This is a genomic window from Candidatus Pantoea persica (assembly GCF_013753875.1).
In the GTDB taxonomy this organism is placed as follows: Bacteria; Pseudomonadota; Gammaproteobacteria; order Enterobacterales; family Enterobacteriaceae; genus Pantoea; species Pantoea persica.
Genome location: NZ_SMDS01000021.1, coordinates 71270 through 96960, shown reverse-complemented (window position 1 = coordinate 96960; position 25691 = coordinate 71270). Strand labels below are relative to the sequence as shown.

At 59.9% G+C, this 25691-nt stretch carries 17 protein-coding genes and 12 pseudogenes; 17 read left to right on the top strand and 12 right to left on the bottom strand.

What is annotated here, in order from left to right; genetic code table 11:
* Positions 1-72 precede the first annotated feature (72 nt).
* Positions 73-610: pseudogene (locus EIO60_RS14065) on the top strand (DcrB family lipoprotein).
* Positions 611-699: 89 nt separating this feature from the next.
* Here the strand turns inward: EIO60_RS14065 and EIO60_RS14060 are convergent.
* A complete protein-coding gene (locus EIO60_RS14060) occupies positions 700-2613 on the bottom strand; it encodes a bifunctional 5-dehydro-2-deoxygluconokinase/5-dehydro-2-deoxyphosphogluconate aldolase (RefSeq protein WP_258577153.1) in 1914 nt (637 codons plus the stop codon).
* 539 nt (positions 2614-3152) lie between these two features.
* Here EIO60_RS14060 and iolD point away from each other — a divergent pair.
* The 4 genes from iolD (at position 3153) to EIO60_RS14040 (ending at position 8189) form a co-directional block, all read left to right on the top strand.
* Positions 3153-5093, top strand: coding sequence for a 3D-(3,5/4)-trihydroxycyclohexane-1,2-dione acylhydrolase (decyclizing) (gene iolD, locus EIO60_RS14055; RefSeq protein WP_258577152.1), 1941 nt, complete (start codon positions 3153-3155; stop codon positions 5091-5093).
* Positions 5094-5148: 55 nt separating this feature from the next.
* Positions 5149-6165, top strand: coding sequence for a bifunctional inositol 2-dehydrogenase/D-chiro-inositol 1-dehydrogenase (gene iolG, locus EIO60_RS14050; RefSeq protein WP_258577151.1), 1017 nt, complete (start codon positions 5149-5151; stop codon positions 6163-6165).
* A 57-nt stretch (positions 6166-6222) separates the two neighbouring features.
* A complete protein-coding gene (iolE, locus tag EIO60_RS14045) occupies positions 6223-7119 on the top strand; it encodes a myo-inosose-2 dehydratase (protein ID WP_258577150.1) in 897 nt (298 codons plus the stop codon).
* 230 nt (positions 7120-7349) lie between these two features.
* Positions 7350-8189 carry a MurR/RpiR family transcriptional regulator gene (locus tag EIO60_RS14040; RefSeq protein WP_258577149.1) on the top strand — a complete coding sequence of 280 codons (840 nt, stop codon included), beginning with the start codon at positions 7350-7352 and terminating at the stop codon, positions 8187-8189.
* Positions 8190-8253: 64 nt separating this feature from the next.
* Here the strand turns inward: EIO60_RS14040 and iolB are convergent, their stop codons facing one another.
* Positions 8254-9069, bottom strand: a complete 816-nt coding sequence (iolB, locus tag EIO60_RS14035; RefSeq protein WP_258577148.1) for a 5-deoxy-glucuronate isomerase — start codon at positions 9067-9069, stop codon at positions 8254-8256.
* Between the two features lie 82 nt (positions 9070-9151).
* On the bottom strand, positions 9152-10657 hold the full coding sequence (locus tag EIO60_RS14030) for a CoA-acylating methylmalonate-semialdehyde dehydrogenase (RefSeq protein WP_258577147.1): 1506 nt from the start codon (positions 10655-10657) through the stop codon (positions 9152-9154).
* A gap of 405 nt (positions 10658-11062) precedes the next feature.
* Here EIO60_RS14030 and EIO60_RS14025 point away from each other — a divergent pair, with 405 nt between their 5' ends.
* Positions 11063-11878, top strand: a complete 816-nt coding sequence (locus EIO60_RS14025) for a TIM barrel protein (protein ID WP_258577146.1) — start codon at positions 11063-11065, stop codon at positions 11876-11878.
* A gap of 264 nt (positions 11879-12142) precedes the next feature.
* Here the strand turns inward: EIO60_RS14025 and EIO60_RS14020 are convergent.
* A pseudogene (locus tag EIO60_RS14020) lies at positions 12143-12736 on the bottom strand (MFS transporter); the annotation flags it as partial.
* 259 nt (positions 12737-12995) lie between these two features.
* Between EIO60_RS14020 and EIO60_RS14015 the strand changes: the two are divergent.
* The 4 pseudogenes from EIO60_RS14015 to EIO60_RS14000 all read left to right on the top strand — a co-directional run.
* Positions 12996-13515 (top strand): annotated as a pseudogene (locus EIO60_RS14015) (ATP-binding cassette domain-containing protein).
* Between the two features lie 19 nt (positions 13516-13534).
* Positions 13535-14453: pseudogene (locus EIO60_RS14010) on the top strand (ABC transporter substrate-binding protein).
* A 1-nt stretch (position 14454) separates the two neighbouring features.
* Positions 14455-14769 (top strand): annotated as a pseudogene (locus EIO60_RS14005) (iron ABC transporter permease); the annotation flags it as partial.
* Positions 14763-14942: pseudogene (locus EIO60_RS14000) on the top strand (AI-2E family transporter); the annotation flags it as partial. The pseudogenes EIO60_RS14005 and EIO60_RS14000, both read left to right, overlap by 7 nt.
* Position 14943: 1 nt before the next feature.
* Here EIO60_RS14000 and EIO60_RS13995 read toward each other — a convergent pair.
* A pseudogene (locus EIO60_RS13995) lies at positions 14944-15154 on the bottom strand (FadR/GntR family transcriptional regulator); the annotation flags it as partial.
* A 329-nt stretch (positions 15155-15483) separates the two neighbouring features.
* On the opposite strand from EIO60_RS13995, the gene EIO60_RS16955 reads away from it, so the two are divergent.
* Together EIO60_RS16955 and uxuA are read left to right on the top strand one after the other, a co-directional pair.
* Complete coding sequence (locus EIO60_RS16955) at positions 15484-15882, top strand: mannonate dehydratase (protein WP_374058205.1); 399 nt, start codon at positions 15484-15486, stop codon at positions 15880-15882.
* Positions 15813-16439 (top strand): annotated as a pseudogene (gene uxuA, locus EIO60_RS16950) (mannonate dehydratase). Before EIO60_RS16955 ends, uxuA begins: the two are co-directional and overlap by 70 nt.
* Here uxuA and EIO60_RS13985 read toward each other — a convergent pair.
* From EIO60_RS13985 to EIO60_RS13975, 3 genes and pseudogenes are all read right to left on the bottom strand, one after another.
* Entirely contained in the window at positions 16425-16682 is a 258-nt protein-coding gene (locus EIO60_RS13985; RefSeq protein WP_258577144.1) for a type 2 periplasmic-binding domain-containing protein, read from the bottom strand. The pseudogene uxuA and the gene EIO60_RS13985 sit on opposite strands and share 15 nt — an antisense overlap.
* Positions 16669-17274 (bottom strand): ABC transporter substrate-binding protein, encoded by a 606-nt coding sequence (locus tag EIO60_RS13980; RefSeq protein ID WP_258577143.1) that lies wholly within the window; start codon positions 17272-17274, stop codon positions 16669-16671. Before EIO60_RS13980 ends, EIO60_RS13985 begins: the two co-directional genes overlap by 14 nt.
* A 9-nt stretch (positions 17275-17283) precedes the next feature.
* A pseudogene (locus tag EIO60_RS13975) lies at positions 17284-17877 on the bottom strand (class II aldolase/adducin family protein).
* 26 nt (positions 17878-17903) lie between these two features.
* On the opposite strand from EIO60_RS13975, the pseudogene EIO60_RS13970 reads away from it, so the two are divergent.
* From EIO60_RS13970 to EIO60_RS13955, 4 genes and pseudogenes are all read left to right on the top strand, one after another.
* Positions 17904-18818, top strand: a pseudogene (locus EIO60_RS13970) (EAL domain-containing protein); the annotation flags it as partial.
* A gap of 24 nt (positions 18819-18842) precedes the next feature.
* Positions 18843-19238, top strand: coding sequence for an NAD(P)-dependent oxidoreductase (locus EIO60_RS16945; protein WP_374058202.1), 396 nt, complete (start codon positions 18843-18845; stop codon positions 19236-19238).
* Positions 19239-19277: 39 nt separating this feature from the next.
* Positions 19278-20255, top strand: a complete 978-nt coding sequence (gene hemB, locus EIO60_RS13960) for a porphobilinogen synthase (RefSeq protein WP_258577142.1) — start codon at positions 19278-19280, stop codon at positions 20253-20255.
* 352 nt (positions 20256-20607) lie between these two features.
* Positions 20608-21294, top strand: coding sequence for a sensor domain-containing diguanylate cyclase (locus tag EIO60_RS13955; RefSeq protein ID WP_374058201.1), 687 nt, complete (start codon positions 20608-20610; stop codon positions 21292-21294).
* A 36-nt stretch (positions 21295-21330) separates the two neighbouring features.
* Here EIO60_RS13955 and EIO60_RS13950 read toward each other — a convergent pair whose 3' ends face one another.
* Entirely contained in the window at positions 21331-22353 is a 1023-nt protein-coding gene (locus EIO60_RS13950) for an alpha/beta fold hydrolase (protein ID WP_258577141.1), read from the bottom strand.
* A gap of 381 nt (positions 22354-22734) precedes the next feature.
* Between EIO60_RS13950 and EIO60_RS13945 the strand changes: the two are divergent.
* Positions 22735-23289 (top strand): annotated as a pseudogene (locus EIO60_RS13945) (helix-turn-helix domain-containing protein).
* Here EIO60_RS13945 and EIO60_RS13940 read toward each other — a convergent pair.
* The 3 genes and pseudogenes from EIO60_RS13940 to EIO60_RS13930 all read right to left on the bottom strand — a co-directional run bounded on the left by EIO60_RS13940 (position 23268) and on the right by EIO60_RS13930 (position 25638).
* Positions 23268-23927 (bottom strand): epoxyqueuosine reductase QueH, encoded by a 660-nt coding sequence (locus EIO60_RS13940; RefSeq protein ID WP_258577140.1) that lies wholly within the window; start codon positions 23925-23927, stop codon positions 23268-23270. The pseudogene EIO60_RS13945 and the gene EIO60_RS13940 sit on opposite strands and share 22 nt — an antisense overlap.
* Before the next feature lie 130 nt (positions 23928-24057).
* The gene (locus tag EIO60_RS13935) at positions 24058-24699 is read right to left on the bottom strand and encodes an SDR family NAD(P)-dependent oxidoreductase (RefSeq protein WP_258577217.1); all 642 of its coding nucleotides are present in this window, start codon (positions 24697-24699) and stop codon (positions 24058-24060) included.
* 252 nt (positions 24700-24951) lie between these two features.
* Positions 24952-25638 (bottom strand): annotated as a pseudogene (locus tag EIO60_RS13930) (hypothetical protein).
* Positions 25639-25691: the final 53 nt, after the last annotated feature.

Below are 25691 nucleotides of genomic sequence, written 5' to 3'. Positions count from 1 at the left end.
AATCAGGCGGTTGCTTTTGCCGCCTGATTCACGTTGTATGAACGCCTTACTGAATGAAATAAAGGGATTCAGATGCAAAACTTAGTGAAATATACGGGTATCGGCTTGCTGGTGCTGGGCCTGGCGGCCTGCGACCAGAAGAAAGAAGAGACCACCGGCGGCAACAGCACCAGCGCCAGCGCCAGCTAGTCGGCGCAGACCGTGAACCTGATTGACGGCAAGCTGAGCTTCTCGCTGCCGGCCGGCATGTCGGACAAGAGCGGCAAGCTGGGCAACCAGACAACCAATATGCACGTCTACGCTGATGAAACCGGCGCGCGCGTCATTATCGTGATCGCCGGCGACGCCACCAACGAAGGGCTGGACGTGCTGGCACAGCGCCTGGAGCAGCAGCAGGTGGTTTCCAATTAAGGCGATTACCCTGAAAGATCAGCCTGCGCAGCGTCTCGACAGCGTGGTATCGGCTAATAACCAGACCTCCTGGTCCTCAATGGTTCTGGCGAAGGTCGACTGCAAGCTGCTGACGCTGCAGATTACCCTGCCGGGCGATAACCAGCAGCAGGCGCAGAGCGACGCGCACAGCATCGTTCAAAGCATCATGCTGAAATAAAGCTGTTTTAGCAGACGGCTAAACAGTTTAAGCGTGGGTGGTACCCTACCTAAATAAAAACGGCGGGAATCTTCCCGCCTTTTTTTGCCCTAACCGCGCGCGGCGCGCCAGTAGTCGATCAGCCGCAGATAGTTGCCCTTCACCTTCTCCACCAGCGCCGCATCGTCCAGCTCGCCCTGCAGCCACTGGTACGACGGCTGACCGAAAATGGTGCGGCCTACCGCGAAGCCCTTCACCCACGGTGCCTGCGCGGCGGCGGCGAAACCCGCCTTCAGCTTCTCCTCCGGTGCGTCGAGGCCCAGCAGCAGCACGCCGCGACAGTAGGGATCCTGCTGCTCAATCAGGCTGCCGATCGCCTGCCAGCTCGCGGCCGACAGCGGCGGCAGCTTCCACCAGTCAGGCTGGATGCCCAGCTGATAGAAGTGACTCAGCATATCCACATAGTAAGCTTCGTTATGATCCGGGTTGCTCTCTGGCAAGATCACCTCTAGCAGCAGCTCGTGCCCGCTTTTATTGCATCCCCTCCAGACGTCGAGGATCAGGTCATCCTGCTCTTTGCGCAGTTCGGCGCTGTCATGGGGATGGTAGAACACCAGGCATTTCACCACGTGCTCGGCGGGCCAGTCGATCAGCTGCGACCCGATGTTGCCGTGCTCAAGGCGCAGCGGACGCGAGCTGGGCAGCTCAATGGGACGGCCAATCCACCACCCTTTGCCGGTAATGGCGTTCAGCGCCTTCTGCCCATAGGTGGTATCGGCCAGAATGCCGCTCTTGCTCTCTAGCCCCGCCTCGCGCGCCGCCTCTTCGGCGGCCTTCAGCAGCAGCACTTTCAGTGCTGGAATCTTGCTCTCGTCCACGCCTGCTTCGCGCGCCATATCGGCCAGCTGTTTGCGATGGTCAAAGGCGAAGACGTTCAGCTCTAGCCACGCTTGCCTGCGCGTGGTGACGCGATGCAGATGGTTCAGGCGCGCGTCGAGATCGGGACGCTTAACGTCGCTATCGCGGCTGAGAAAGTCATCCAGCTCCGCTTTGGTCGGCATCGCCGGCGCGCAGCCGTGGCGCGATACCACCAGCGCGCCGCAGGCGTTGGCGTAGCGGCACGCCTGCTCCCAGCCCTCATCGTTGAGCCAGCCGCGCAGCAGACCGGACATAAAGGCATCACCCGCGCCCAGCACGTTAAGCACCTCGACGCGCACGCCGCTGTGCAACCGTGTCTCTTCCCAGAGGTCGGGGATCGCGCCGTCAAACACTACGCAGCCCAGCGGGCCGCGCTTGCACACCAGCGTCGCCTGTGTCGCCTGTCGCACGTTCTTCAGCGCGGCAAGCGTGTCGGTGCTGCCGCCCGCGATATGAAACTCCTCTTCCGTGCCGACGATCAGGTCGAAATAGTGCACCACTTCCTGCAGCTGTCGCGTGACCTGCTCCGACTCGATAAAGCGCGTCTCGCCGTCGCCCAGCGAAGTCAGGCCCCACAGTACCGGGCGATAGTCGATATCCAGCGCGGTGCGCAGGCCGTTGCGCTTCGCGATATCCAGCGCTTTCAGCACCGCGGCGCGCGTCTGCGGATGGGAAAGATGGGTGCCGGTGACGGCCACCGCGCGCGACGAGGTGATGTAGGCCTCGTCGATATCCTCCGGCACCAGCCCCATGTCGGCGCAGTTGTCGCGGTAGAAGATGAGCGGAAAGGTATCTTCATCTTTGATGCCCAAAATCACCAGCCCGGTCAGCCGCTGCTTATCGGTAATCAGGCCGTCGGTGTTGCATCCCACTCGATTAAGTTCTTCGCGCAAAAAGCGACCGTTATGCTCATCGCCCACGCGCGCCAGCATCGCTGATTTCAGTCCTTGGATCGCAGTGCCGTAGGCCACATTGCCGGAAGAGCCGCCAAGATATTTGGTAAAGGTGCTCATATCCTCCAGCCGCGCACCAATTTGCTGCCCATAAAGGTCAACGGCGATGCGTCCAATACAAATCACATCTAGCCGCTTTTGTTGTGTACTCATACCTGTGGTTTCCTTCTGTGATAAGCAGACTAGCGGGCAAGAGAGGCAACCTCCCGGCGTGGATCTGGTTTTGTTGCTTGCCAGACTGGCGATGGGGAGAGTATGAGGATTAAAAATTTTAAAGACAACATAAAGTGAAACATACATTGCGATTTTGTGAACCAAGTAAAACTCTGCACCGCCGGCGTAAAAGCCCTGAAACCCACAGCACGTTTCGCGACGCCAAAGGGTTATGAGGCAGATCGCAAGAAAGCGTCTGTAAATCCGTGAGGCTGCTGGTGCGAAATGAATTTTTCTCTTTAGGCGACGCAACCTGCCGCGCGTTTCACTTCCTCCTGCCTGAGCGCCGCTAATCCCCCTGTTTCGCGGTTAAATTTGATCTCAATCGCAAAATGAAATATTTCCTCTGTAATCATATTTTATGAAAAATATATTTACTTATATATAATCGTTTCACGTTTCAGTTACCTGCGGTCGCCCTACGCGGCACGCCACGTCGCTGACCTGCCACCAGGTTGCAGCATGTAGAGGAAAAGCATATGGCCACAAGCAGAATGACCACCGCCCAAGCGCTGGTTAAGTTTCTTGATAATCAATACATCGATGTCGATGGCGTGGAAACGAAGTTTGTGAAAGGCATCTTCGCCATTTTCGGCCACGGCAACGTGCTGGGGCTGGGACAGGCGCTGGAGCAGGACAGTGGCGATCTGGTTGTGCATCAGGGCCGCAACGAACAGGGCATGGCGCACGCGGCTATGGGCTTCGCCAAGCAGTCGCTGCGCCGCCAGATTATCGCCTGCAGCTCGTCGGTCGGCCCCGGCGCCGCCAATATGATCACCGCAGCGGCCACAGCCACCGCCAACCGCATTCCTCTGCTGCTGCTGCCGGGCGACGTTTTCGCCACGCGCCAGCCCGACCCAGTGCTGCAGCAGATCGAGCAGAGCCACGATCTCAGCATTAGCACCAATGACGCCTTCCGCGCCGTCAGCAAATACTGGGATCGTGTCAGCCGTCCCGAGCAGCTGATGAGCGCCTGCATCAACGCGCTGCGCGTTCTTACCGATCCCGCCGAAACCGGCGCGGTGACGCTGGCGCTGCCGCAGGATGTGCAGGGCGAAGTCTGGGATTTCCCGGACTACTTCTTCCAGAAGCGCGTGCACCGCCTCGATCGCCGCCTGCCGACCGCCGCGCAGCTTAGCGACGCGCTGGCGCTGATTGGCCGCAAGCGCAAGCCGCTGATCGTACTGGGCGGCGGCGTGAAGTACTCCGAGGCGGGCGAGGCGCTGCGCCAGTTCGCCGAGCGCTACCGGATCCCCTTCGCCGAAACCCAGGCGGGCAAAGGTACTATCGTCTCCGATCATCCGCTGAACGTCGGCGGCGTGGGCGAAACCGGCTGTCTGGCCGCCAACCTACTGGCGAAAGAGGCGGATCTGGTGATTGGCATCGGCACGCGCTACACCGATTTCACCACCGCGTCGAAATGGATCTTCCAGCATCCTGAGGTGAGATTCCTGAACGTCAACGTCAGCAACTTCGACAGCTACAAGCTGGACGGCGTGCAGCTGCTGGCCGACGCGCGCGAAGCCCTCGTCGCGCTCGACGCGGGGCTGGCGGATCAAGAGTACCGCAACGACTGGGGCGATCAGATCGCGCAGGCGCAGAGCAAGCTGCTGAAAGAGACGCAGCGCGTCTATCAGGTGGAGTACAGTGGCGAAGGCTTTATTCCAGAAATCGCCGACCACATCGATCGCGACGCGGTGTTCGCCGAATTCAATCGCCTTACCCAGTCGGTACTCACCCAGAGCCGCGTGCTCGGCACGCTAAACGAGCAGCTCCCAAAGGATGCGGTGATTGTGGCGGCAGCGGGCAGTCTGCCCGGCGATCTGCAGCGCGTCTGGCGCACCCGCGATTACAACGCCTATCACGTTGAGTATGGCTACTCCTGCATGGGCTATGAGGTCAACGCCGCGCTGGGCGCTAAGCTGGCGCAGCCGGAGCGCGAGGTCTACACGCTGGTGGGGGACGGCTCCTTTATGATGCTGCACTCGGAGCTGGTCACCTCGATCCAGGAGCGCGCCAAAATCAACGTGGTGCTGTTCGACAATATGACCAACGGCTGCATCAACAACCTGCAGATGGAACACGGCATGGACAGCTTCACCACCGAGTTCCGCTTCCGCAATCCTGAAGGCGGCAGGCTGGACGGCGGCTTTGTGCCGGTGGACTTCGCCGCCATCGCCGCGGGCTACGGCTGCAAAACCTGGCGCGTCACCACGCTGGAGCAGCTGGAAACCGCGCTGGAAGAGGCGCGTCACTCGCCGGTTTCCACCCTTATCGACATCAAAGTGTTGCCGAAAACCATGGTGCACAAATACTTTAGCTGGTGGCACGTCGGCGTCGCCCAGGCCTCTGATTCAGAACGCGTGCAGGCGGTGGCGGAGAAGCTCAACGCCCACCTCGACCAGGCGCGCAAATATTAATAATTGGCCGGCAGCCCCGGCCCTTTTCCTCGATACGAACCCTACAGGTGTAATTATGACTTTGAAACTTGGCGTTATCGGTACCGGCACAATCGGTCAGGAACACATTCGTCGCTGCAACAATGTCCTGCAGGGGGCAAAAGTGGTGGCGGTATCGGATATCAACGTCGACGGCGCGCGCCCCGCGCTGCAGCGCCTGAATATCGAGGCGGAAATCTATGCCGACGGTCATCAGGTGATCCAGTCGCCCGACGTCGAGGCGATTCTGGTGACCTCCTGGGATCCGACCCATGAAGAATTTACCCTGGCGGCCATCGCCGCTGGCAAGCCGGTGTTCTGCGAAAAACCGCTGGCGATGAGCGCAGAAGGCTGCCGCCGCGTGGTGGATGCCGAGATAAAGCACGGCAAACGCCTAGTGCAGGTCGGCTTTATGCGCCCTTACGATGCAGGCTATCGCGCGCTGAAAAAGGTAATTACCGAGGGCGCCATCGGCGAGCCGCTGATTCTGCACTGTGCGCACCGCAACCCCACCGTGCCGGAGAGCTACACCACCGACATGGCGATCACCAACACGCTGATCCACGAGCTGGACGTGCTACGCTGGCTGACCAATGACGACTATAAAAGCGTGCAGGTGGTCTTCCCACGCGTCACCTCGAAATCGCACGCGCACCTGAAGGATCCGCAAATCGTGCTGTTTGAAACGCAAAAAGGGGTGCGCATCGACGTCGAGATCTTCGTGAACTGCGCCTATGGCTATGACATTCAGTGCGAAGTGGTGGGCGAAACCGGCATCGCGAAGCTGCCGGAGCCGGCATCGGTGCAGATACGCAGCGAAGCCAAACTCTCCACCACCATCCTGACCGACTGGAAAGACCGTTTCATTGAGGCGTACGACGTTGAGCTGCAGGCCTTTATCAACGACGTGAAGGCGGACGAACTCACCGGCCCGTCAGCCTGGGACGGCTTTGCCGCCTCGGTGGCCGCCGACGCCTGCCTGAAGGCGCAGCAGAGCGGCGCCATCGAGCCGGTAGAGATGCCGCCGCGTCCGGCCTTCTACGACAAAAACTAAGCGTTTCCCTTTCCTTGTGGGCGGCGGCCGCCGCCCTGACCTGTCGGGATTAAACAGATGAACAAAGAGCACGTAAAACTGGCTATCGCGCCGATTGGCTGGACCAACGACGACATGCCGGAGCTGGGCAAAGAGAACACCTTTCAACAGACGGTGAGCGAGATGGCGCTGGCGGGCTTTACCGGCAGCGAAGTGGGCAGCAAATACCCGCGCGATCCGGCCATCCTGAAGCCGATGCTTGAGATTCGCGGTATCGAGATCTGCAACGCCTGGTTCAGCACCTTTTTCGCCAGCGGCAACAAGGCGAAAACCATCGGCGAGTTCGTTAACCATGTGAACTTCCTGCACGCCATGGGCGCGCGCGTGATCGGCTGTTCCGAGCAGAGCAAAAGCATTCAGGGCACTACGCTGCCGGTGCTGGAGCAGAAGCCGATCTTCAGCAACAAGGAGTGGCGTCTGACGGCGGAAGGCTACAACGAACTGGCAGAGATCGCCGCCGCGAAGGGGATGCGCGTGACGCTGCATCACCATATGGGCACCGGCATTCAGACCGTGGAGGAGATCGACCGCTTTATGGCACTGACCAACGATAACGTCGGTCTGCTCTACGATACCGGCCATATCTACTACTCCGAAGGGTCGCAGCAGGCGATGCTCGACGTGCTGCAAAAATATCTGCCGCGTATTTTCCATGTCCATCTCAAAGACGTGCGTGACGAGGTGGTGGTACAGGTGCGCGACCAGCATCTGTGCTTTCTTGACGGCGTGAAAAAAGGCACCTTCACCGTGCCGGGCGACGGCGTGATCGACTTCCAACCGGTGTTTAAAATCCTCGATGACTACGGCTATCGTGGCTGGATGGTGGTTGAGGCCGAGCAGGATCCGGCGCTGGCCAATCCGTTCGAATATGCAGTCAAGGCTCGCAAATATATTCGCGAGCATGCCGGCCTGTAACGCTTTTTCCCGCGCCGTCTTGCGCGTCGCTGCAGCGCGCAGGATCATTCAGATCCGCTTTATCTCTAGGTTTTCACCTCTTTTCCCCTCCGATTCCCTGCATTATGTGAGGTAATTCATAAACCCACGAAATAAAGCCCGCGTTGAGCGCAAACAAATGAAATTTTCCGTTCATCTGATACTATAGCGCTCATTATCCAGCCATGTTTCTTTTTTAACGGGCCGAAGTAATGACCAATACCCCTACCCAGCTATCCCTGTTACAGGATGATATTCGTCGCCGCTACGAAACGCTGAGCAAGCGCCTGAAGCAGGTGGCACGTTATATTCTCGATAACAGCAACTGCATTGCCTTTGATACTGTGGCCTCAATCGCCGCGCAGGCGGACGTGCCGCCTTCCACGCTGATCCGCTTCGCCAACGCCTTTGGCTTCAGCGGCTTTAACGAAATGAAACAGGTTTTCCGTCAGCATCTGATGGAAGAGACGGTCAACTATACCGAACGCGCGCGCCTGTTCCGTCAAACCGCTACCGATGACGCCACCTCCTCGCCGGAAAGCCCGGCGGAAATCCTCAACGTCTTTACCATGGTCAACAGCCAGGCGCTGCAGCAGCTGGCGATGCAGGTCAATCCCGACCAGCTGAACAAGGCAGTGCAGCTGATGAAGGACGCCGAGAATATCTATGTGATCGGCCTGCGCCGCTCGTTCAGCGTCGCCTCCTATCTCGTTTACGCGTTGCGCCATCTGGAGCGCCGTGCCTTCCTGATTGACGGACTCGGCGGCATGTTCACCGAGCAGTTCAGTCTGGTGACCCCCAAAGACGTAGTGATCGCCATCAGCTATTCACCCTACGCGCGCGAAGCGGTGGAACTGGTGGAGATGGGCGCGAAGCTCGACGCGCATCAAATCGCCATTACCGACAGCCAGGTCAGCCCGCTGGCGGCGTTCAGCGACGTCTGCTTTGTGGTGCGGGAAGCGCAGGTAGACGGCTTCCGCTCGCAGGTCGCCTCGCTCTGCCTGGCGCAGACGCTGGCGGTGTCGCTGGCGTTAAATAACGCCAGCGTCTGAGGACTGTTTTTAGCAGTAAAAAGGCAACCCTGTGGTTGCCCTTTTTCATTTCTGAACGCGGCCGCTAGTCGCGCGGATAGTTATCGCTGTTGACCCAGGCGTGGTCTTTCTCCCAGGTGAACTTCCACAGGCGTACTGGGCCTGCCATGACGTTCAGGTAGTAGTTGTTATAGCCGGCGAGCGTGGCGACCGGATGGTAGCCTCGCGGCACCGTCACCACGTCGCGGTTATAGGGCGCCATACACTCATCCAGGCTGCGGTCGTCGGTATAGACGCGCTGCATGGCAAAGCCCTGCTCGGGATCGAAACGGTGGTAGTAGGTCTCTTCCAGGTAGGTTTCCGCGTCGCTCTGCTCATGATCGTGCTTGTGGCTGGGATACGAGCTAGTGTCGCCCTCATAGGTATAGACCTCCACCACCAGCAGGCTGTCGGCCGGTTTGTCATCCGGCAGAATATTGTGCACCAGCCGCTTGTTGCGGCCCTTACCGCGCCGCTCCACGCCGACGTCGGCAGGCGCAATCAGCCGCGCCGGCAAGTTGCCCTGGCTGGGCGCATTGCACACCGCCAGTTCTAGATCGCTGTCGGCAACGATTTCCACCTCGTCGCCGTGCGGCACGTACACGGAATAGGGCGGCGTGCGCTCAAAGGGCGACATGCGTTTGCCGATGCCGGGAAACTCCGCATGGCGCGTTTTTACCGAGGCCAGCCCCGCCACCAGCACCAAGCAAAGCTCTTTATCACCGCTGCTCAGACGCAGGGTTTCGCCCTTTTTCAGCAGATAGGCATCAAAGCCGACATAGCGCCAGCCCGCGCTTTCCGGGGTAATGTGCTGAATGCGTCCCTGGCCGTCCGGCTGCTGCGCTTTTGCAAGTAAAGACATCCCCACTCTCCTTTTTAGCCTGAAAACAAGTCGCTACAGGCGCGTCGCCGCGGCCTGCAGCGATCGTAACCCTCAGCTGCGCTTAGCTCAGGGTCGGCATGCTGAATTCCGACACCGTCTGCTGGCCGCTCGGCCAGCGCGCCGTGGCGGTTTTCATGCGGGTATAGAAACGCACGCCGTCCGGGCCATGGACATTCAGCGCGCCGAACACCGAGCGCTTCCAGCCGCCGAAGCTGAGAAACGCCATCGGCACCGGTACCGGCACGTTGACGCCCACCATGCCCACCTCCACATCCTGCACAAACTCGCGCGCGGTGTGGCCGTTGCTGGTAAAAATGGCGCTGCCATTGCCGAACTCGTGGCTGTTCACCAGCTGCAGCGCGCTGGCGTAGTCCGGCGCGCGCATAATGCTCAGCACCGGCCCGAAAATCTCTTCGCGCCAGATGGTCATCTCTGAGGTCACATTATCGAACAGCGTGCCACCGACGTAGTAACCCTCAGCGTGGCCCGGCACCTGGAAGTTGCGGCCGTCGACCACCAGCTTCGCGCCCTCCTGCTCGCCCTTGTCGATATAGCCCAGCACCTTTTTCTGGTGCGCGGCCGACACCACCGGCCCCATATCATTCTCTTCTTCGCCCTGGTTAATGCCGGGACCGACGCGCAGCGCCTTGATCAGCGGCGTCAGGCGCGCAATCAGCTTGTCGGCGGTATCGTCGCCGACCGCAACCACTACCGGCAGCGCCATGCAGCGCTCGCCGGCGGAGCCGAACGCGCCGCCCATAATGGCGTTGACGGTGGCGTAGAGATCGGCGTCCGGCATCACGATGGCGTGGTTTTTCGCCGCGCCGAACGCCTGCACGCGTTTGCCGTGGGCGCTGGCGGTGGTGTAGATATGCTCGGCGACGCCGGAGGAGCCGACGAAGCTCACCGCCGCGATGCACGGATCTTTATACAGCTGCTCGGCGTCGTCGTTAGAGGAGTGCACCACGTTGAACACGCCGTCCGGCAGTCCCGCCTCTTTCAGTAGCTCCGCCATGCGTACCGCCGCAGAGGGATCGAGCGCCGGCGGCTTCAGCACGAAGGTGTTACCGCAGGCGAGCGCGATCGGGAACATCCACAGCGGCACCATCGCCGGGAAGTTGAATGGCGTAATGCCCGCCACTACGCCCACCGGCTGCATCAGCGAGTAGCTGTCGACGCCGGTGCCAACGCTGGCGGAATATTCGCCTTTGATCAGGTGCGGAATGCCGCAGGCGAACTCCACTACTTCGAGGCCGCGCGTCAGCTCGCCCTGCGCATCCGACCAGACCTTGCCATGCTCGGAAACAATCAGTTTGGCCAGTTCATCACGATGCTGTTCCATTAAGGCTTTGAAGTTAAACAAGACGCGGGCGCGGCGCAGCGGCGAGGTTTTCGACCATGCCGGAAAGGCCTGATGCGCGACGTTGATCGCCTCAGCCACTTCCGCGCCAGTACTCTGCGTCAGCTCGCGCACCACTTTGCCGGTTGCCGGATCGTAGACGGGAATGGTTTCGTTGCTGGCGCTGTAGGTAATCTGACCGCCAATGAAGTTTCCGATGATCGTCATGTTGTAGCCTCTTTGAATGTGTGATTTCCCTGCAGAGCCTTGGCGTGACGCCATGCTGTCTGATTGGGCAGGAGCAAAAGCGTGCTATAAAGCTATTATAGATGAAATTAATTTTTCAAATAAATCTTGCCGCGAAATTTCCTTTTAGCGGTGCAGATCGCATTTTCCTCTGCAAGCCGCGAAACCGCCTGCTGACAGGCGTTCAGGCGGCACCAGCGCGCGTCGTAGATGCGCGATCTCCTCTGATAAAACAGGACAAGCTGGACGGATCTGCCACGAAATATAAAATTATTGCGAGGCAGATCTCAACTCTTAAATTCCACAATTCACTATGTATGAAATAAATGTTTTCTTTGGCTCCAGCTGACTTCCTTTACTTTTTCGCACAGCTACAGGAGCCGCAGCATGGCCATCGATCCAACCCGTTTCTGTATTAACCGTAAAATTGCTCCCGGTCTGTCGCTGGAGGCCTTTTTTCAGCTGGTTCAGCGTATGGGTCTGAACAAGGTGGAGCTGCGCAATGACATGCCGAGCGGCAAGGTATGCGATGACCTGAGTTATGAACAGACGCGCGCGCTGCTGGAGAAATACCATATCGAGGTGGTGACCATTAATGCGCTCTACCCGTTCAACCGCGTCGATGAGGCGTTGCTGGCGAAGGCAGACGCGCTACTGCAGGACGCGCAGGCGATCGGCGCGAAAGCGCTGGTGATGTGCCCACTCAATGAAGGCGTCGCGATTGCGCCGGACGACACGCTGGCGGCGCTCGCCGCGCTCGCGCCGCGCTTTGCGCAACATGGCGTACAGGGACTGGTAGAGCCGCTGGGCTTCCCGGTCAGCTCGCTGCGCTCGGCGGTACAGGCGCAGCGGCTGATCCGCGACGCGCAGGCGCCGTTTAAGCTGGTGATCGACACCTTCCACCACTATCTCTACGAGCATGCCGAGCAGGAGTTCCCGGCAGAGATCGACGTCGAGATGATTGGGCTGGTGCACCTTTCCGGCGTGGAAGATACCCGCGCCACAGCTGAACTGACCGATGAAGAGCGCATTATGCTGAGCGATCGCGACGTGCTGAACAGCTTGGCGCAGGTGAAGCGGCTGGAGATGCTGGACTATAAGGGCGTCTACGCCTTCGAGCCGTTCTCCTCTGAATTGAACAGCTGGACGCCGGCTGAAATCGAACGCCAGATCCGCCACAGCATCGCGCTGCTGCAGGCCTGACCATCGCGCGGCGGCTCACGGGCCGCCGCGCCGCCCTACCCTTATCTGTGTCTTAAGACACATTTTTGGCCTCGGTCGGAGGCCGTTTTTTTATGGCTCTTTCACCTCCGCCGCCGTCTCAGGCGTGCGCCGAATAAGACGCAGCGTGCAGTACAGCCCCAGGCAGACCAGCAGCCCCGTCAGCAGATAGACCAGCGGCACCCGCGCGAAGCCCATAATAAATCCCGCCACCGGACCGGTAATCCCCAGCACTAGATCCATAAACGCCATGTAGGTCTCCAGCGCGCAGATGGCGATGATGATGGCAGAGAGCAGCAGCAAGCCGCCCTGGCGATAGATCATCAAGCCGAGCGGCGCCCTCAGCGCCATCGCGCCGTAGGTGCAGATGCCGTTCCACAAGATGACGCGGCCGATATGCAGCGAGCCGACGCGCGCCACGCCCCACAGCGAGGTGCCGGTCCCGGTAAAGCTCTGGCCGACGCAGAGGATCACTCGTCCGAGGCACAGCAGCGCCAGGCTGGCGAGGGGCGCGGCGGAGAGCCAGCTGGCCAGCAGATAGCAGAGACCGCTGATCAGCACCCCCGCCAGCCCCAGCACTACCAAGCGCTTCGGCCTCCAGATATCGGCGTAGCGTCCGGCATGCGGGCAGCTCAGCAGCGTCGCCAGATATTGCAGGCTGATCACGGCCCCTACCCAGAAGGCGCTGTAGACGAGCTGCTCATGCACCAGGCCAGGCAACGCCGCCAGCTGTAGCCCGATGGTGAGGTAGCTGGCGAAGTTATACATTACGATAGAGATAATCAGCAGCGTTAAGCCGATGCCTTTATGAGCAGGTTCCGCTGCGGGTTGGTCTGGCATGACAAATTTCGCTCGTGGTTGACGGAGATTGCTATACAGCTTGCCACCATAAGCGCCGCTTTTCGAGTCGTGACGCGTCTGCGTCGCCGCCCTGCTGGTCATCTTTTCGTCATAATGGCCGCCTAGACTCGCGCCAGCAAAGTCCCACAGAGGATAACTATCTGATGACGTCCCTGAGTTTTTAGGCGCGCGTAGCTGCCCGTCCCCCGCGTCTACGGCTGGAGCGGAGCGATGACGCGCGCCTCCCTGCCCATTCCCCCTGAAAGCAGTCAGCTGGTCGATCAACCAGCAGCGCATCCTGCACAACCTGTCGCTGCAGCTCGCCGCGGGCAAAACGCTGGCGCTGCCTGGCCCGTCCGGCTGCGGCTTCGTCGCCAGCGCGCAGCATATGCTGCCGCCGGAAACGCGCCAGCTCGGCATGGTGTTTCAGGACTACGCGCTCTGACCGCATATGAGCGTCGGCGAAAACGTCGCGTTTCTGCTGTGCATGCGCGGCGTCGCGAAAAAAACCCGCGAAGCGCTGGCGCGCGCTGGTGGCCGAACCCACCATCGTCCTGTTTGACGAAACGCTCTCGAACCTCGACCGCGCGCTGCTCGAAAGCCTGGTGCACAGCATGAAGGCGCTGCTGCGTCAGTCCGGCGCCACCGCCGTCTACGTCACGCACGATCGCGACGAGGCGCACATTATTGCCGATCGCATACTCCATCTGGCGCAGGGCCCGGTGGTTTCTTTTACCCACACCTCAGGGGATCCCCGTGCTTTTTCTCAAGCCCGTTAAAACAGGAGCCATAGCGACGATGCTGCTGACCGCTGCCGTGATGATGAATGATGCGCATGCGCTGACGGTTTACACTGCCGGCCCCGGCTTGCTGGCGAAAGGCCTGGCGAGCAGCTTCGAAAAGCAGACCGGCATCAAAGTGAATGTCTTTCAGGCCACCACCGGCAAGGTGATGGCGCGGCTGGAAGCGGAGCAGGCCGACGTGCTGATTTCCGCCTCCAGGGATACCACCGAAGCTTTGCAGCAGCGCGGCTAGCTGCTGCCCTACCAGAGTCGCTATGCCGACAAGGTGCCGGCGGCGTTTAAAAACGCCGTCCTATGTGGCGCAGGGTATTTCCGCGCTCGGCATCGTCTGGAATACCCAGAGCGGCACACCGAAGCCGAAAAGCTGGCAGGATCTGACCGGCCCGGCGTTCAAGGACAAGGTCACCACGCCTGATCCGGCGCTCTCCAGCGCGTCGCTCGATCTGCTGATGGGCCTGCAAAACGGCAAAGGCGAAAAGGCCTGGACGCTGTTCCGCCAGCTGAAAGAAAACGGCATGGCAATCAGCGGCCCGAACGAGCAGGCGCTGACGCCGGTGTTGCAGAGAGCTAAAGCCGCAGTGTTTGGCGCTGTAGACTACGTCACCTACAACAACATCGCCCAAGGCGAAGCGGTAAAGGTGATCTTCCCTGAGAGCGGCACCATGGTCGCGCCGCGTCCGTTGATGATCCTGAAAAGCAGCCAGCACGCGCAGGAGGCGAAGCAGTTTATCGACAACGTGCTCTCTGACGAGGGATAAAAGCAGGTGGCGAAGGCCTGACTGATGCCGGCGCGCACAAATATCCCGGCGCAGCGTCCGCTGATTACCGAGATTCGGCTGCTGCCGATGCAGCAGTCGGGCAATGCCGACCGTGCGTCGGTGCTGAAGCGCTTCGCGACGCTGTTTGCCCAGTAAGATGTCGCGTGCCCTGAACGGCCTGATCCTGCTGGCGCTGCCGCCGCTGTTCATCTTGCTGCAGGCGATCTTCCCGCAGCTGGGCGCTGGCAGCTGGCAGTGCGCGTTCAGCGCCCTGCCGCGCCTGTTCGCCGACGACGCGCTACTGGCTATGTGGAGCGGCACGCTGAAAGTGGGCGTCGGCGTGGTGCTGTGCAGCCTCGCCGTCGGGCTGCCGCTCGGCGTGCTGTGGGATCTGCTGTTTCTGGTGCCGTTCCTGACGCCGCCCTATATCGCGGCGCAGAACTGGACGCTAGCGCTGCAGCGCAACGGCTATCGCTCTATCTGCTCGATATCAAGTTTGCGCTGCTATGGGGCGTGGTGGCCTTTATCCTCAACTATATCCCCAACATCGGCCCGATCATCGCTGGCATCCCGCCGGTGCTGCAGGCGCTGCTGCTTAACAGCGTCCACGACGCGACGCTGGTGGCGGCGCTGTTTATCGTTATCCAAAGACGCCGTTGCCAGTGCGGATATCGACCCTGCCGGTCATATCCAGCGCGATCAGCGCCTCGCGGATCGGCTGACGCCGAGCTGTTTCGCCAGCTCGCGCTCCGGCGGTAGCGCCGCGCCCGACGCGAAATCGCCGCGTTGATGCTATCCATAATCGCACTGGCGATCTGGCGATAGAGACGTTCCGTTTTCAGCACGGGCAGCGCCATGGTATTTCTCCTGTCAGCAAAAGCGCAGCGTAGCATACGCCGTGCGCCGTTTCCGGCAGACGCAATTCGCGGCGCTGCAATCGCGATCACGGTCTTTGCCGTCAGGCTAGCATACTTTCGCTCTAGTGGCTTGCCTACTGGGCCAAACTCTCTGGCTAATGAAAATGGAACACACATGGCGCTGGTATGGCCCCAACGGATCCGGTCTCGTTAGACGATGCGCGCCAGGCGCTGCTGGCGGCAAAGGGGCTGGTCTGGTCTGTGGTGGAAAGCATTCCGATGCATGAGGCGATCAAGACGCAGCGCGGCGCGCCAACTATCAGCAGTCGATACGCAACCTGGCGGCGTGCGGCGTCGAGATCGTCTGCTACAACTTTATGCCGGTGCTCGACTGGACGGGCACCGATCTCGCCTGGACGCTGCCAGACGGTGCGAAAGCGCTGCGCTTCGACGCCAACGCCTTCGCTGCGTTCGAGCTGCATATTTTGCAGCGGCCCGGCGCGCAAGAGGACGATTCCGCAGCGGAGCAAGAAGCCGCCGCGCACTGCTTTGCCACGATGAGCTATGACGACAAGGCGCTGCTGACACGCAACATTATCACTAGCCTGCCGGGCGCGGAAGAGGGCTATACGCTGGAACTGGAGAAGAGGGCCACACGCTGGATCAGTTTCGCGCCCAGCTGGCGCAGTATGACAGGATCGACAAGGCGACGCTGCGCGAGCATATGACACATTTTCTTCTGCGCGCCATCGTGCCGGTGGCGGAAGCGGTCGGCGTGAAGCTGGCGGTGCATCCGGAAGATCCGCCGCGCCCTATTCTCGGCCTGCCGCGCATTATCTCCACGGAAGAGGATATGCAGTGGCTAAAAGAGACGGTGGACAGCCTGCACAACGGCTTCTGCTTCTGCACCGGCTCCTACGGCGTGCGCGCCGACAACAACCTGACGCAGATGGCGGCACGCTTTACAGATCGCATCAGCTTTATCCACCTGCGTGCCACGCAGCGCGAGGAGAACCCCAACAGTTTCCATGAGGCGGCGCATCTGGCAGGCGACGTAGAGTAGATATGGTGGGCGTAATCAGGGTGATTCTGGCTAGAGGAGCAACGCCATCGCCGCGCGGGTGAGAAGCATGCCATTCCGATGCGTCCCAACCACGGCCATCAGATGCTTGACGACCTGCACAAGCGCACCAATCCGGGCTACTTAGCGATTGGCCGCCTGAAGGGGCTGGCAGAGCTGCGCGGCGTCGAGCTGGCGCTGCGCCAGATGCTATTTAACGATTAACAGGCTGTACATCAGTGCATGGGCAAAGCGCCCATGCACTGTAATCGCCGCTACGTCCACCTTATTCGGCAGAATCTTCAGTGCGCTGAAGAGATCCGACACCTTCTGCACCTTCGCGATATCCTCCGCCGTTACGGCGCGAATGCCGTACGAAAGGTGCGCGGTAATCCTCTCCGCATCGGCAGGCGGCAGGCGCGTCAGCTGCACATAGACCTGATTATATTCCTCTTTATGGCTCAGCACCCAGGCGCGCGCCGTGCTGCTCGGCGATGCCGAGATAGGGATCGAAGGTAGCCCAGGCGCCGATCTGTCCGGCTTTAAAGGCGGCGCTGGCGTCGGTCGGCATCACAAATCGCATCGGCAAGCTGTCGCGCGGCACCTTTGCCTCCTCCTGCGCCTCATACAGCAAGTGCTGCGAGATGCTGCCGCGTGCCGAGGAGACCACCACCTCCTTGCCCGCCAGATCCTTGACGCTGCGCACCGGCGAATCGACGGGTACCACAAGCCCGTTCGATGCGGCGTCGCCGACGTTGGTGCCGATGATTTTCAGCGGCACGCCGCCGGAGGCGGCCATCAGCACCGGCAGGTCGCCGGCGTACGAGGTGTCAACCGCGCCGGCGCGCTGCGCTTCAAACAGCGGCGCCGCGCCCTGTAAGTTCACCCAGCGATAGTGGTAAGGCGCATCCTTCAGCACCCCAGACGCCTCCACCAGCGAGCGCAGATTGCGCGCCTGATCGCCCAGCACCAGCTTCACCCGGCTAAGATCCGGCGCGGCCTGCGCCATCGCGCTGGCGCCCAGCAGCAGCGCCGCCGCAAAGCCTTTTATTGCGTTCATCACGGCTCCTTACAGCACGTTGCGGCTGAGCTGGCGAATATAGGCATCCCAGTGCAGCTGATACTTTTTATTGCGGATGCTGTTGTCGAACGCCTGCGCCGCCTTCTCCGCCACCGCCTCCGGCAGCACGATCAGCGCCGCGCCGCCCGACTGGGCGGCCAGCTGCGCCTGACAGGCACGCTCGAGATAGTAGAGGTTATAAAACGCCTCTTCGATGCTGCCGCCTGAGGTCAGCACCCCCTGATTGTGCAGGAGCAGGGCGTTCAGGCTGCCGAGATCGGCGACAATGCGCTACTGTTCGTCGAGATCGAGCGCGATCCCCTCATGGTCGTGGTAGGCGACGCGGCTGTGAAAGAGGGTGCTGTGCTGAGAGATCATCAGCAGCCCCTGCAGCTGCGCCGACACACCGATGCCGGCGGCGGTATAGGTGTGCATGACCGTGTGGGCGTCCGGACGGGCGCGGTGGATGGCGCTGTGGATCACGAAGCCCTCCGGATTGATCCACAACCCCGTGGGATCCTCGACGATATAGCCGTCGATATCGATCTTGACCAGCGTTTCCGGCCGGATCTCGTCAAACGTCTGGCCATAGGCGTTGATCAAAAGCGAGCCAGCCGCACGCCAGCTTTTTCAAAGAGCAAATTTACCACGCGCAGTCGCAGCGCTACCCCATCAGCCTCACTATTTAAACGCCCGGCGCGGAGCTGACGCGCGCCTGGCGACAGGTGATGTTTATTTTCCTGCCGATGACGGCCATTCTCTCTATTTTGCTGATGGTGCTGGCCGCCAACTGGCTGCAGCGCCGCATCTCCTAGCTCGACGAGATCCGGCGCGCCATCCATGCGCATCAGTTTTCGGTGCACTATCAGCCGGTTTATAACAAACTTACCCAGAGCTGCACTGGCACCGAGGCGTTGCTACGCTGGACGCTGCCGAGCGGCGACGCCATCCGGCCCGATATCTTTATCAGCGCCGCCGAGGCGGAAGGCATGATCGTGCCGCTGACCCGCCATCTGCTCGATCTGATCGCCGACGACGTGCAGCACTGGCTGGTGGCGCCAGGCTTTCATATCGGCGTCAACGTCGCCGCCGAACATCTGCAACATCCGGCGTTAGTCGACGATATGCTCGCCTTTGCCGATAAAATTAAGCACACGCCGCTACAGATTACGCTAGAGCTGACCGAGCGCAGCCTTATCAAAGATGGTGAAGACGTGGCGAGAAAACTCGATCGCCTGCGCGCCGAAGGCATGAAGGTGGCGATTGACAATTTCGGCACCGGCCACTGCTCGCTGAGCTGTCTGCAAACCTTCTCGCTGGACTACCTCAAAATCGACCACGGCTTTATCAACGCCATCGAGTCGCTTTCTGGCGAAACGCCGGTACTGGATGCGATTATCACCCTCAGCCACAAGCTGCAGTTGGAGGTGCTGGGCGAAGGGGTGGAGACGGCGCTGCAGTATCGCTACCTGCACCAGCGCGGCGTCACCTTTATTCAGGGCTACTACGCCCGCCCAATGGATAACCGCGCGTTTGTCGCCTAGCTTGAGGAGCAGCAGTTTCAGCCGATGCGCATAGAGGAGATCTCCGTGATGCTTAACTGTACCCTTCTTGATGATTACCTGCAGGTCGCGCTGGGGCTGGCCGACTGGGACGCGGTGCGCACCTGCGCGCTAATTGGTGGCAACATGGTGAAGGTGGCGCAGGCGTTTGGCATGCTGATGCCGTCGCTGACGGCACTACTGGCGGCGAGCGACGTGGTGTCGCTGCATCTGGTGCTGAGCGAGCGCACGCGCTGCCTGCTGGATGCCGCCGCGCTGGCACAGATGAAGCCGGGCGCCCTGCAGGAGCATCACGACAATATCAAGCAGAAAATCAAGGATATCAATGCGAAGATCGCCCGCCAATCGGCGGGCTTTTTTCCCCGCCGCGCACATTCTTCATTCTCGCGCGTTAAGGAGTAAACTGTTGATACTTTTTTTTTCACCTGCGTAAGAATGACTATGTCTGAATTTTATCTGATCCAGCGTCCAAGAAGGCTGCGTGCCAGCCCGGCGATGCGTGAACTCTTCCAAGAAACCTCCCTAAGCCTGAACGATCTGGCGCTGCCGATTTTTGTTGAGGAAGGTGTTGACGACTACAAAGCGATGGAGGCGATGCCGGGCGTGATGCGCATTCCGGAAAAACGTCTCGCGTATGAGATCGAGCGTATCGCCAAAGCCGGCATCCGCTCGGTGATGACCTTCGGCATCTCGCACCACACCGACGCTACCGGCAGCGATGCCTGGAACGAAAACGGGCTGGTCGCGCGCATGTCGCGTATCTGTAAGGATACGGTGCCGGAAATGATCGTCATGTCCGATACCTGTTTTTGCGAATACACCAGCCACGGGCACTGCGGCGTGCTGTGCGATCACGGCGTCGACAACGACGCGACCCTGATTAATCTCGGTAAGCAAGCGGTAGTCGCGGCGACGGCGGGCGCGGATTTTATTGCGCCGTCGGCGGCGATGGATGGCCAGGTCAAGGCGATCCGCCAGGCGCTGGACGCGGCGGGCTTTACCCAGACCGCCATCATATCCTACTCCACCAAGTTCGCCTCATCGTTCTACGGCCCGTTCCGCGAAGCGGCCGGCACCGCGCTGAAAGGCGATCGCAAAACCTACCAGATGAACCCAATGAACCGTCGCGAAGCGATCCGCGAGTCGCTGATCGACGCCGCTGAAGGCGCAGATTCTCTGATGGTGAAACCGGCTGGCGCCTATCTTGACGTACTGCGCGAAATCCGCGACCGCACCGAGCTGCCGCTGGCGGCCTACCAGGTCAGCGGCGAGTACGCCATGATTAAATTCGCCGCGCAGGTGGGCGCGATTGACGAGCGCAACGTGGTGCTGGAAAGCCTGGGCGCCATTAAGCGCGCCGGCGCCGATGTGATTTTCAGCTACTTCGCCCTTGATCTCGCCGAACAAAAAGTGCTCTGATCCTCCCTGTGCCTGCGGTCGGCCATCGCAACGACCGCAGGCGTCTTTTCGCCTTTACGGCAACATCAGCTTCGCTTCACCTGTATAACTAACGATAAGAGTAACGCGATGAAAGCACCTCAACACCCAGCGAATGAGGCACAACGCCTTGTCCAGCTGCGCGAGATGAACATTCTCAACCCCCCCCCCTCCGGAAGAGCGCTTCGACCGCCTGACGCGCTTGGCGCGCAGTCTGTTCGATACGCCCGTCTCGCTGGTCAGCCTAGTCGATGCCAGCCAGCAGTGGTTTAAGTCGGTCGCGGGCGATTACTAGGCGTCCAGCACCTCGCGCGATATCTCATTTTGCGGCCACGTGCTCCTGCAGGAGGATGTGATGGTGGTAGAGGATGCGCTGCAGGATGAGCGCCTCCACGACAACCCGCTGGTGACGGGCAAGCCACATATTCGCTTCTATGCCGGCTGTCCGCTGCGCGGGCCGGGCGGCGTCAATGTCGGCACGCTCTGCATTCTCAGCCCGGAACCGCGCGCATTCGACGCCGACGATCGCGCCACGCTACGCGAGCTGGCGGCCTTTCAAGTCGCCACCTGCGACGAGATGACGCAGATCAACAACCGACGCGGCTTTATGACGCTCGGCCAGCTGGTGCTGAACGACTGCCTGCTGAAGCAGCGTCCCGCCTGCCTTACCTTTCTCGATCTCGACAAATGTAAGCTAATTAACGATACGCTCGGCCACCGCGAAGGCGATCGCGCACTGATGGACTTCGCCGACACCATGAAGGTCTCTTTCCGCAATTGGGATCTTTTTGCTCGTCTGGGCAATGGCGAATTTGTGGTGCGGTTTAACGGCCTGTGCCAGACCGATGCGGAAGCGCTGCTGGCGGAGTTTTCGCGCTCTCTCCAGCAGCAGACGGCAGGACTGAATCGCCGCTACGCGCTGCGCTTTTCATCCGGCGTAGTGGAATTTGATCACGCCCGCTCGCAGAGTCTGAAACAGCTGCTGGAAGCGAGCGACGCACGCATGTACGCCGCTAAATAAAAAAGAGAAAAAAGCGCAGGCGTGACCTGCGCGTGGTTAGCGCGAGGCGATCGCCTCGATGAGCGTCTGGTTAAACTTCTCAGGCGCCGCCATCTGCGGCGCATGCCCCATGCTGGGAAACTCGATCAGCCGCGAGCCGGGTATGCGCTTCGCGACATCCTTGCCCAGCACGTTGTAGTGGCCCAGCGTTGCCTTCACCTCCGTCAAGGCGATATCGCTGCCGATAGCGGTGGTGTCGGCGGTGCCGATCATCAACGTCGTCGGCACTTTCAGATCGCCGAACTCATAAAAGACCGGCTGAGTGAAGATCATGTCGTAGATCAGCGCCGAGTTCCACGCCACCTTTTTATGTCCCGGCCCGGCGTTCAGCCCCGCCAGCATATCCACCCACTTGTCATACTCCGGTTTCCACTGGCCGCTGTAGTAGGTGTGCTGCTCATACTTTTTGATACCCGCCGCGTCGAGCTTCAGCTCGCGTTGATACCACTGATCGACGCTGCGCCACGGCGCGCCTTTGGCTTTCCAGTCCTCCAGCCCGCTCGGGTTCACCAGCACCAGCTGCTGGGTGGCGTCAGGATACATCAGCGCGTAGCGCGTGGCGAGCATACCGCCGGTGGAGTGGCCGACGATAATGGCCTTTTTTACTCCCAGCTGCGCCAGTAGCTGATGCGTATTGTCCGCCAGCTGCTGGAAGCTGTACTGGTAGTTATCCGGCTTGCTGGCGCTGCAAAAGCCGATCTGGTCCGGCGCCACCACGCGATAGCCCGCCTGGCTCAGCGCGCGGATGCTCTCTTCCCAGGTGGCGCCGCAGAAGTTGTTGCCGTGCATCAGCACCACGGTCTGGCCGTTGGCCTTCTGCATCGGATTGACGTCCATATAGCCCATGCTGAGCGCCTGCTGCTGCGAGGAAAAGTTGAAATGCTGCAGCGTAAAAGGATAGCGGAACCCTTCTAGCTGCTCGCCATAAACGTTGGCGGCCAGCACGGGCGCGGCGGTGAATAACGCCATCGAGGCGCATAAGGCGGCGAGCGGTTTTTTCAGGCCAAAAGTCGGACGCATGCAGTACGATCTCCCTTCAGTTAAAAGAACGGCAGTATGGCACGCGCGCTGCCGTCAGGTATTGTTGTGCTGTGTCATGGCGAAAATTTTACACAGCAAGCATAGAGGGCAATGGGCGATCGCGCCTCTCTGCGCAGAGCGCGGCGGCTGTCGATATTATTGAGAATGGCTAACGTTTTTCTTTCATCACAAATTTTTATTTTACTCTTCTTTTTTATTTTGGCTAAACAGAAAGCAACATCCACTCCTCTTCGATAAAAAGCATCGATTTAGCGGCGCTCGCTGAAAAATAAAAATGCACTTTTTGATAATTCTTTACCGAACACGCGTATAGAGAAAGATTAACCTCTCTACTGTGCGCAATTTTTGATGAGGTGGATTATGCGCGAGAAAAAATATAATGAAGAGGTCATCGATACCCTTACCGACTGGATCAACAGCCATCTTGAATCAGCGATTGAGCATCGACGATATCGCTGAGAAATCAGGCTATTCCAAATGGTATTTACAGAAACTGTTTTGCGCTATCGTAAAAAAACGCTGGCGCGCTATATCCGCAAGCGAAAGCTGGCCGCCTGCGTACACGCGCTGAAAAACAGCTCGACGCCCATTATTACGCTGGCTTTGAAATACCATTTTAAAAGCCAGCAATCTTTTACGAGCTAATTTAAACAGGTGATGGGCTGCACGCCTTACGTTTGCCGCCGGCGTCAGCTGGAGGCGTATATTCAGGCGCAGCTGGAGGGTAATATTAATCCCTGCGCGCTCTGTCACCAGGCACAGCCAGCGACGGGCGGCCAGCAGCGCTTTACCTCAGCGCGTCTGGCTGTGTACAATATCGATACGCGGAGCCGTGTCATCGCGGCGATCGGGTCTGCAACACGTCCTGATCAATCCTCTTTAGCAGCGCTGTTTTACGGCTCGTCTGGCGTATAGTACTGCACACCGATTTTGATGCGCTCGCGCCCGCTGGCGACACGGTGGCGGTTGGTGTCGCGCAGGGAGTAGATACAGCCGCAATACTCCTGCTGATAAAAGCGTTCGCGCTTGCTGATCTCAATCATGCGCGCTGAACCGCCGCCTTTTCGCCAGTTGAATTCCCAGTAGAGCATGTCGGGATAGCGCGACGCCGCGCGCACGCCGCAGTCGTTGATCTGCTGCATATTCTTCCAGCGCGAGATGCCGAGCGAGCTGGTAATCACCGGAAAGCCGTTTTCATGGGCATAGAGCGCGGTGCGCTCAAAACGCATATCGAAACACATGGTGCAGCGTTCGCCGCGCTCTGGTGCCCACTCCATGCCTTTGGCGCGCTTGAACCAGTTGTCGCGATCGTAGTCCGCGTCGACGAAGGGCACGCCGAACTGCTCGGCAAAGCGGATATTCTCCTCTTTGCGCAGCTCATACTCTTTCAGCGGATGAATATTAGAATTGTAGAAAAAGATGGTGTAGTCGATGCCGGAGGCGAGCATCGCCTCCATCACCTCGCCCGAGCAGGGCGCGCAGCAGGAGTGCAACAGCACTTTATTGTGGCCGCCAGGCAGCGGCAGCGGCTTACGCTGAACGGGTTGAGACATAGTCGCTCCTTGTCAGAATATGCCATGAGTGTAGTGCGTTGCCGCCGCAGATGCAAAGGGGCCGCGACGCGCAGGTCAGCGGCGTGACATCCCCTGTCGCCGGGGAGAGCGCGTGGCGTGGCGCGCTGGTTTACCACTGCAACAGCTGTCCGGCGTAGTCAACGTAGTGGTGGCCGCCGCGTTTGCGATACGCTACCAGCCGCTGCACCAGCCCTTCGCCGCTCTGCTCGACCGTGACCGGCGCCGACTCGCCGCCCATATCGGTTTTCACCCAGCCCGGATGCAGCGACAGCAGCGTGCCGTTGTGCGCCTCTACCTGCGGCAGCAGCGCGCGGCTCAGCATATTGAGCGCCGACTTGCTGGCGGAATAGATTGGCATCGTCGCCGCGTCGTTCTCGTTCAGGCTGCCGAGAATCAAGGTTGTAAAGTCGATGACGCCGTTCTGCTTCGCCAGCAGCGGCAGCAGGGTTTCCGCGCAGCGCACCGGCGAAATGGCGTTGGTCAGGCACAGCTGCGCCAGCTCGGCATCACTGCTCTGCAACAGATTTTGCTGCGACGGGCCGGCGATGCCCGCGTTGATCAGAATGGCGTCGAACGAATCGCCCTGCAGCGCCGTCGCCAGCTGCCACACCTCATCCTGATGCGTCATATCCAGCGCGTGCCACTGTGCCGCCACCTCAGGCGCGCTGCTGCGATAGGTAGCGGTAACCTGCCAGCCCTGCGCCGCCAGCGCCTTAACCACTGCCAGACCGATGCCGCGCGAGGCGCCAATTACTAATGCTTTGCCTGCATATCCCGTTCCTCTTTGTGTGAAGTGACGTAATCAGCTTAGAGGCTGGCGGGTAAACGTGGGGACATCCGGTGCGATCGTGAGAAATTACCGGGCGCAGCGAGAAACTGGCGGCCGCGCTTTATCAGAATGCGCAGCAGCATCCGCGTCTCGCCATCGATTTGCTGCTGCGCCATATGGAGAGCGGCTACCAGCCCGACATCTGTCGGGCTGGTAAGGGGGCACTGCGGCTGTTTACGGCGGAGAATCTCGCGTAAAGGAGCCGTGTACCTCCATCGGCACGCCGTCGTGATGCGACATCGCCAGCGAGCTGGCGCTGGCGGGATCGAACAGCGACAGGCTTTAGATCTAATCCACCATCAGCACCTTATTACAGAACGCCATGGCGTTTTTCGGCTCGGAGGTCAGCGTAATGCAGTGATCGGCGTACCAGCAGCTGTAGTTGTGCTCAATCGATATGCTGAGCGTTTTGCTGTCGCGATAGCCGCTGAGCATCAGGATGAGCACGATATTGGCGGTGTTTTCATACTCAAAGGTGGCAGCGTGCACCACGCCCTCCTGCATGCACTGATAGAGCAGCTGCTCGACGCTGTTGGATTTGGAGAGCTAATGATAGATATCTTTGCGGACGCTGCTGTTCAGGCGCGCGCTCGCCAACCAGTTTGAGCGGTACATGCAGAACATCACCGCAAAGGCGAGCATCACCACTACCGGCGCCTGGATACCGAGAAAACTCCAGTTCATAAACTCCATCTGCCAGCGCAGATGTTCGCCCGGCACAACGTGCAGCGTGCTAGCGACGCTGGAAATAATCAGCAGGATCAGCAAGATAATAGCAGTCTCTAGCATCCCCTGCAACACGAAGATGCAGCCGTAGAGCGCAACGAGAAAATAGACGTCCCAGCCGAAGCTGCGGCGGATTTTAAAGTGGGGGAGATCGCGGCTGGTATACTAGTAGCCGCACACCATTAGCA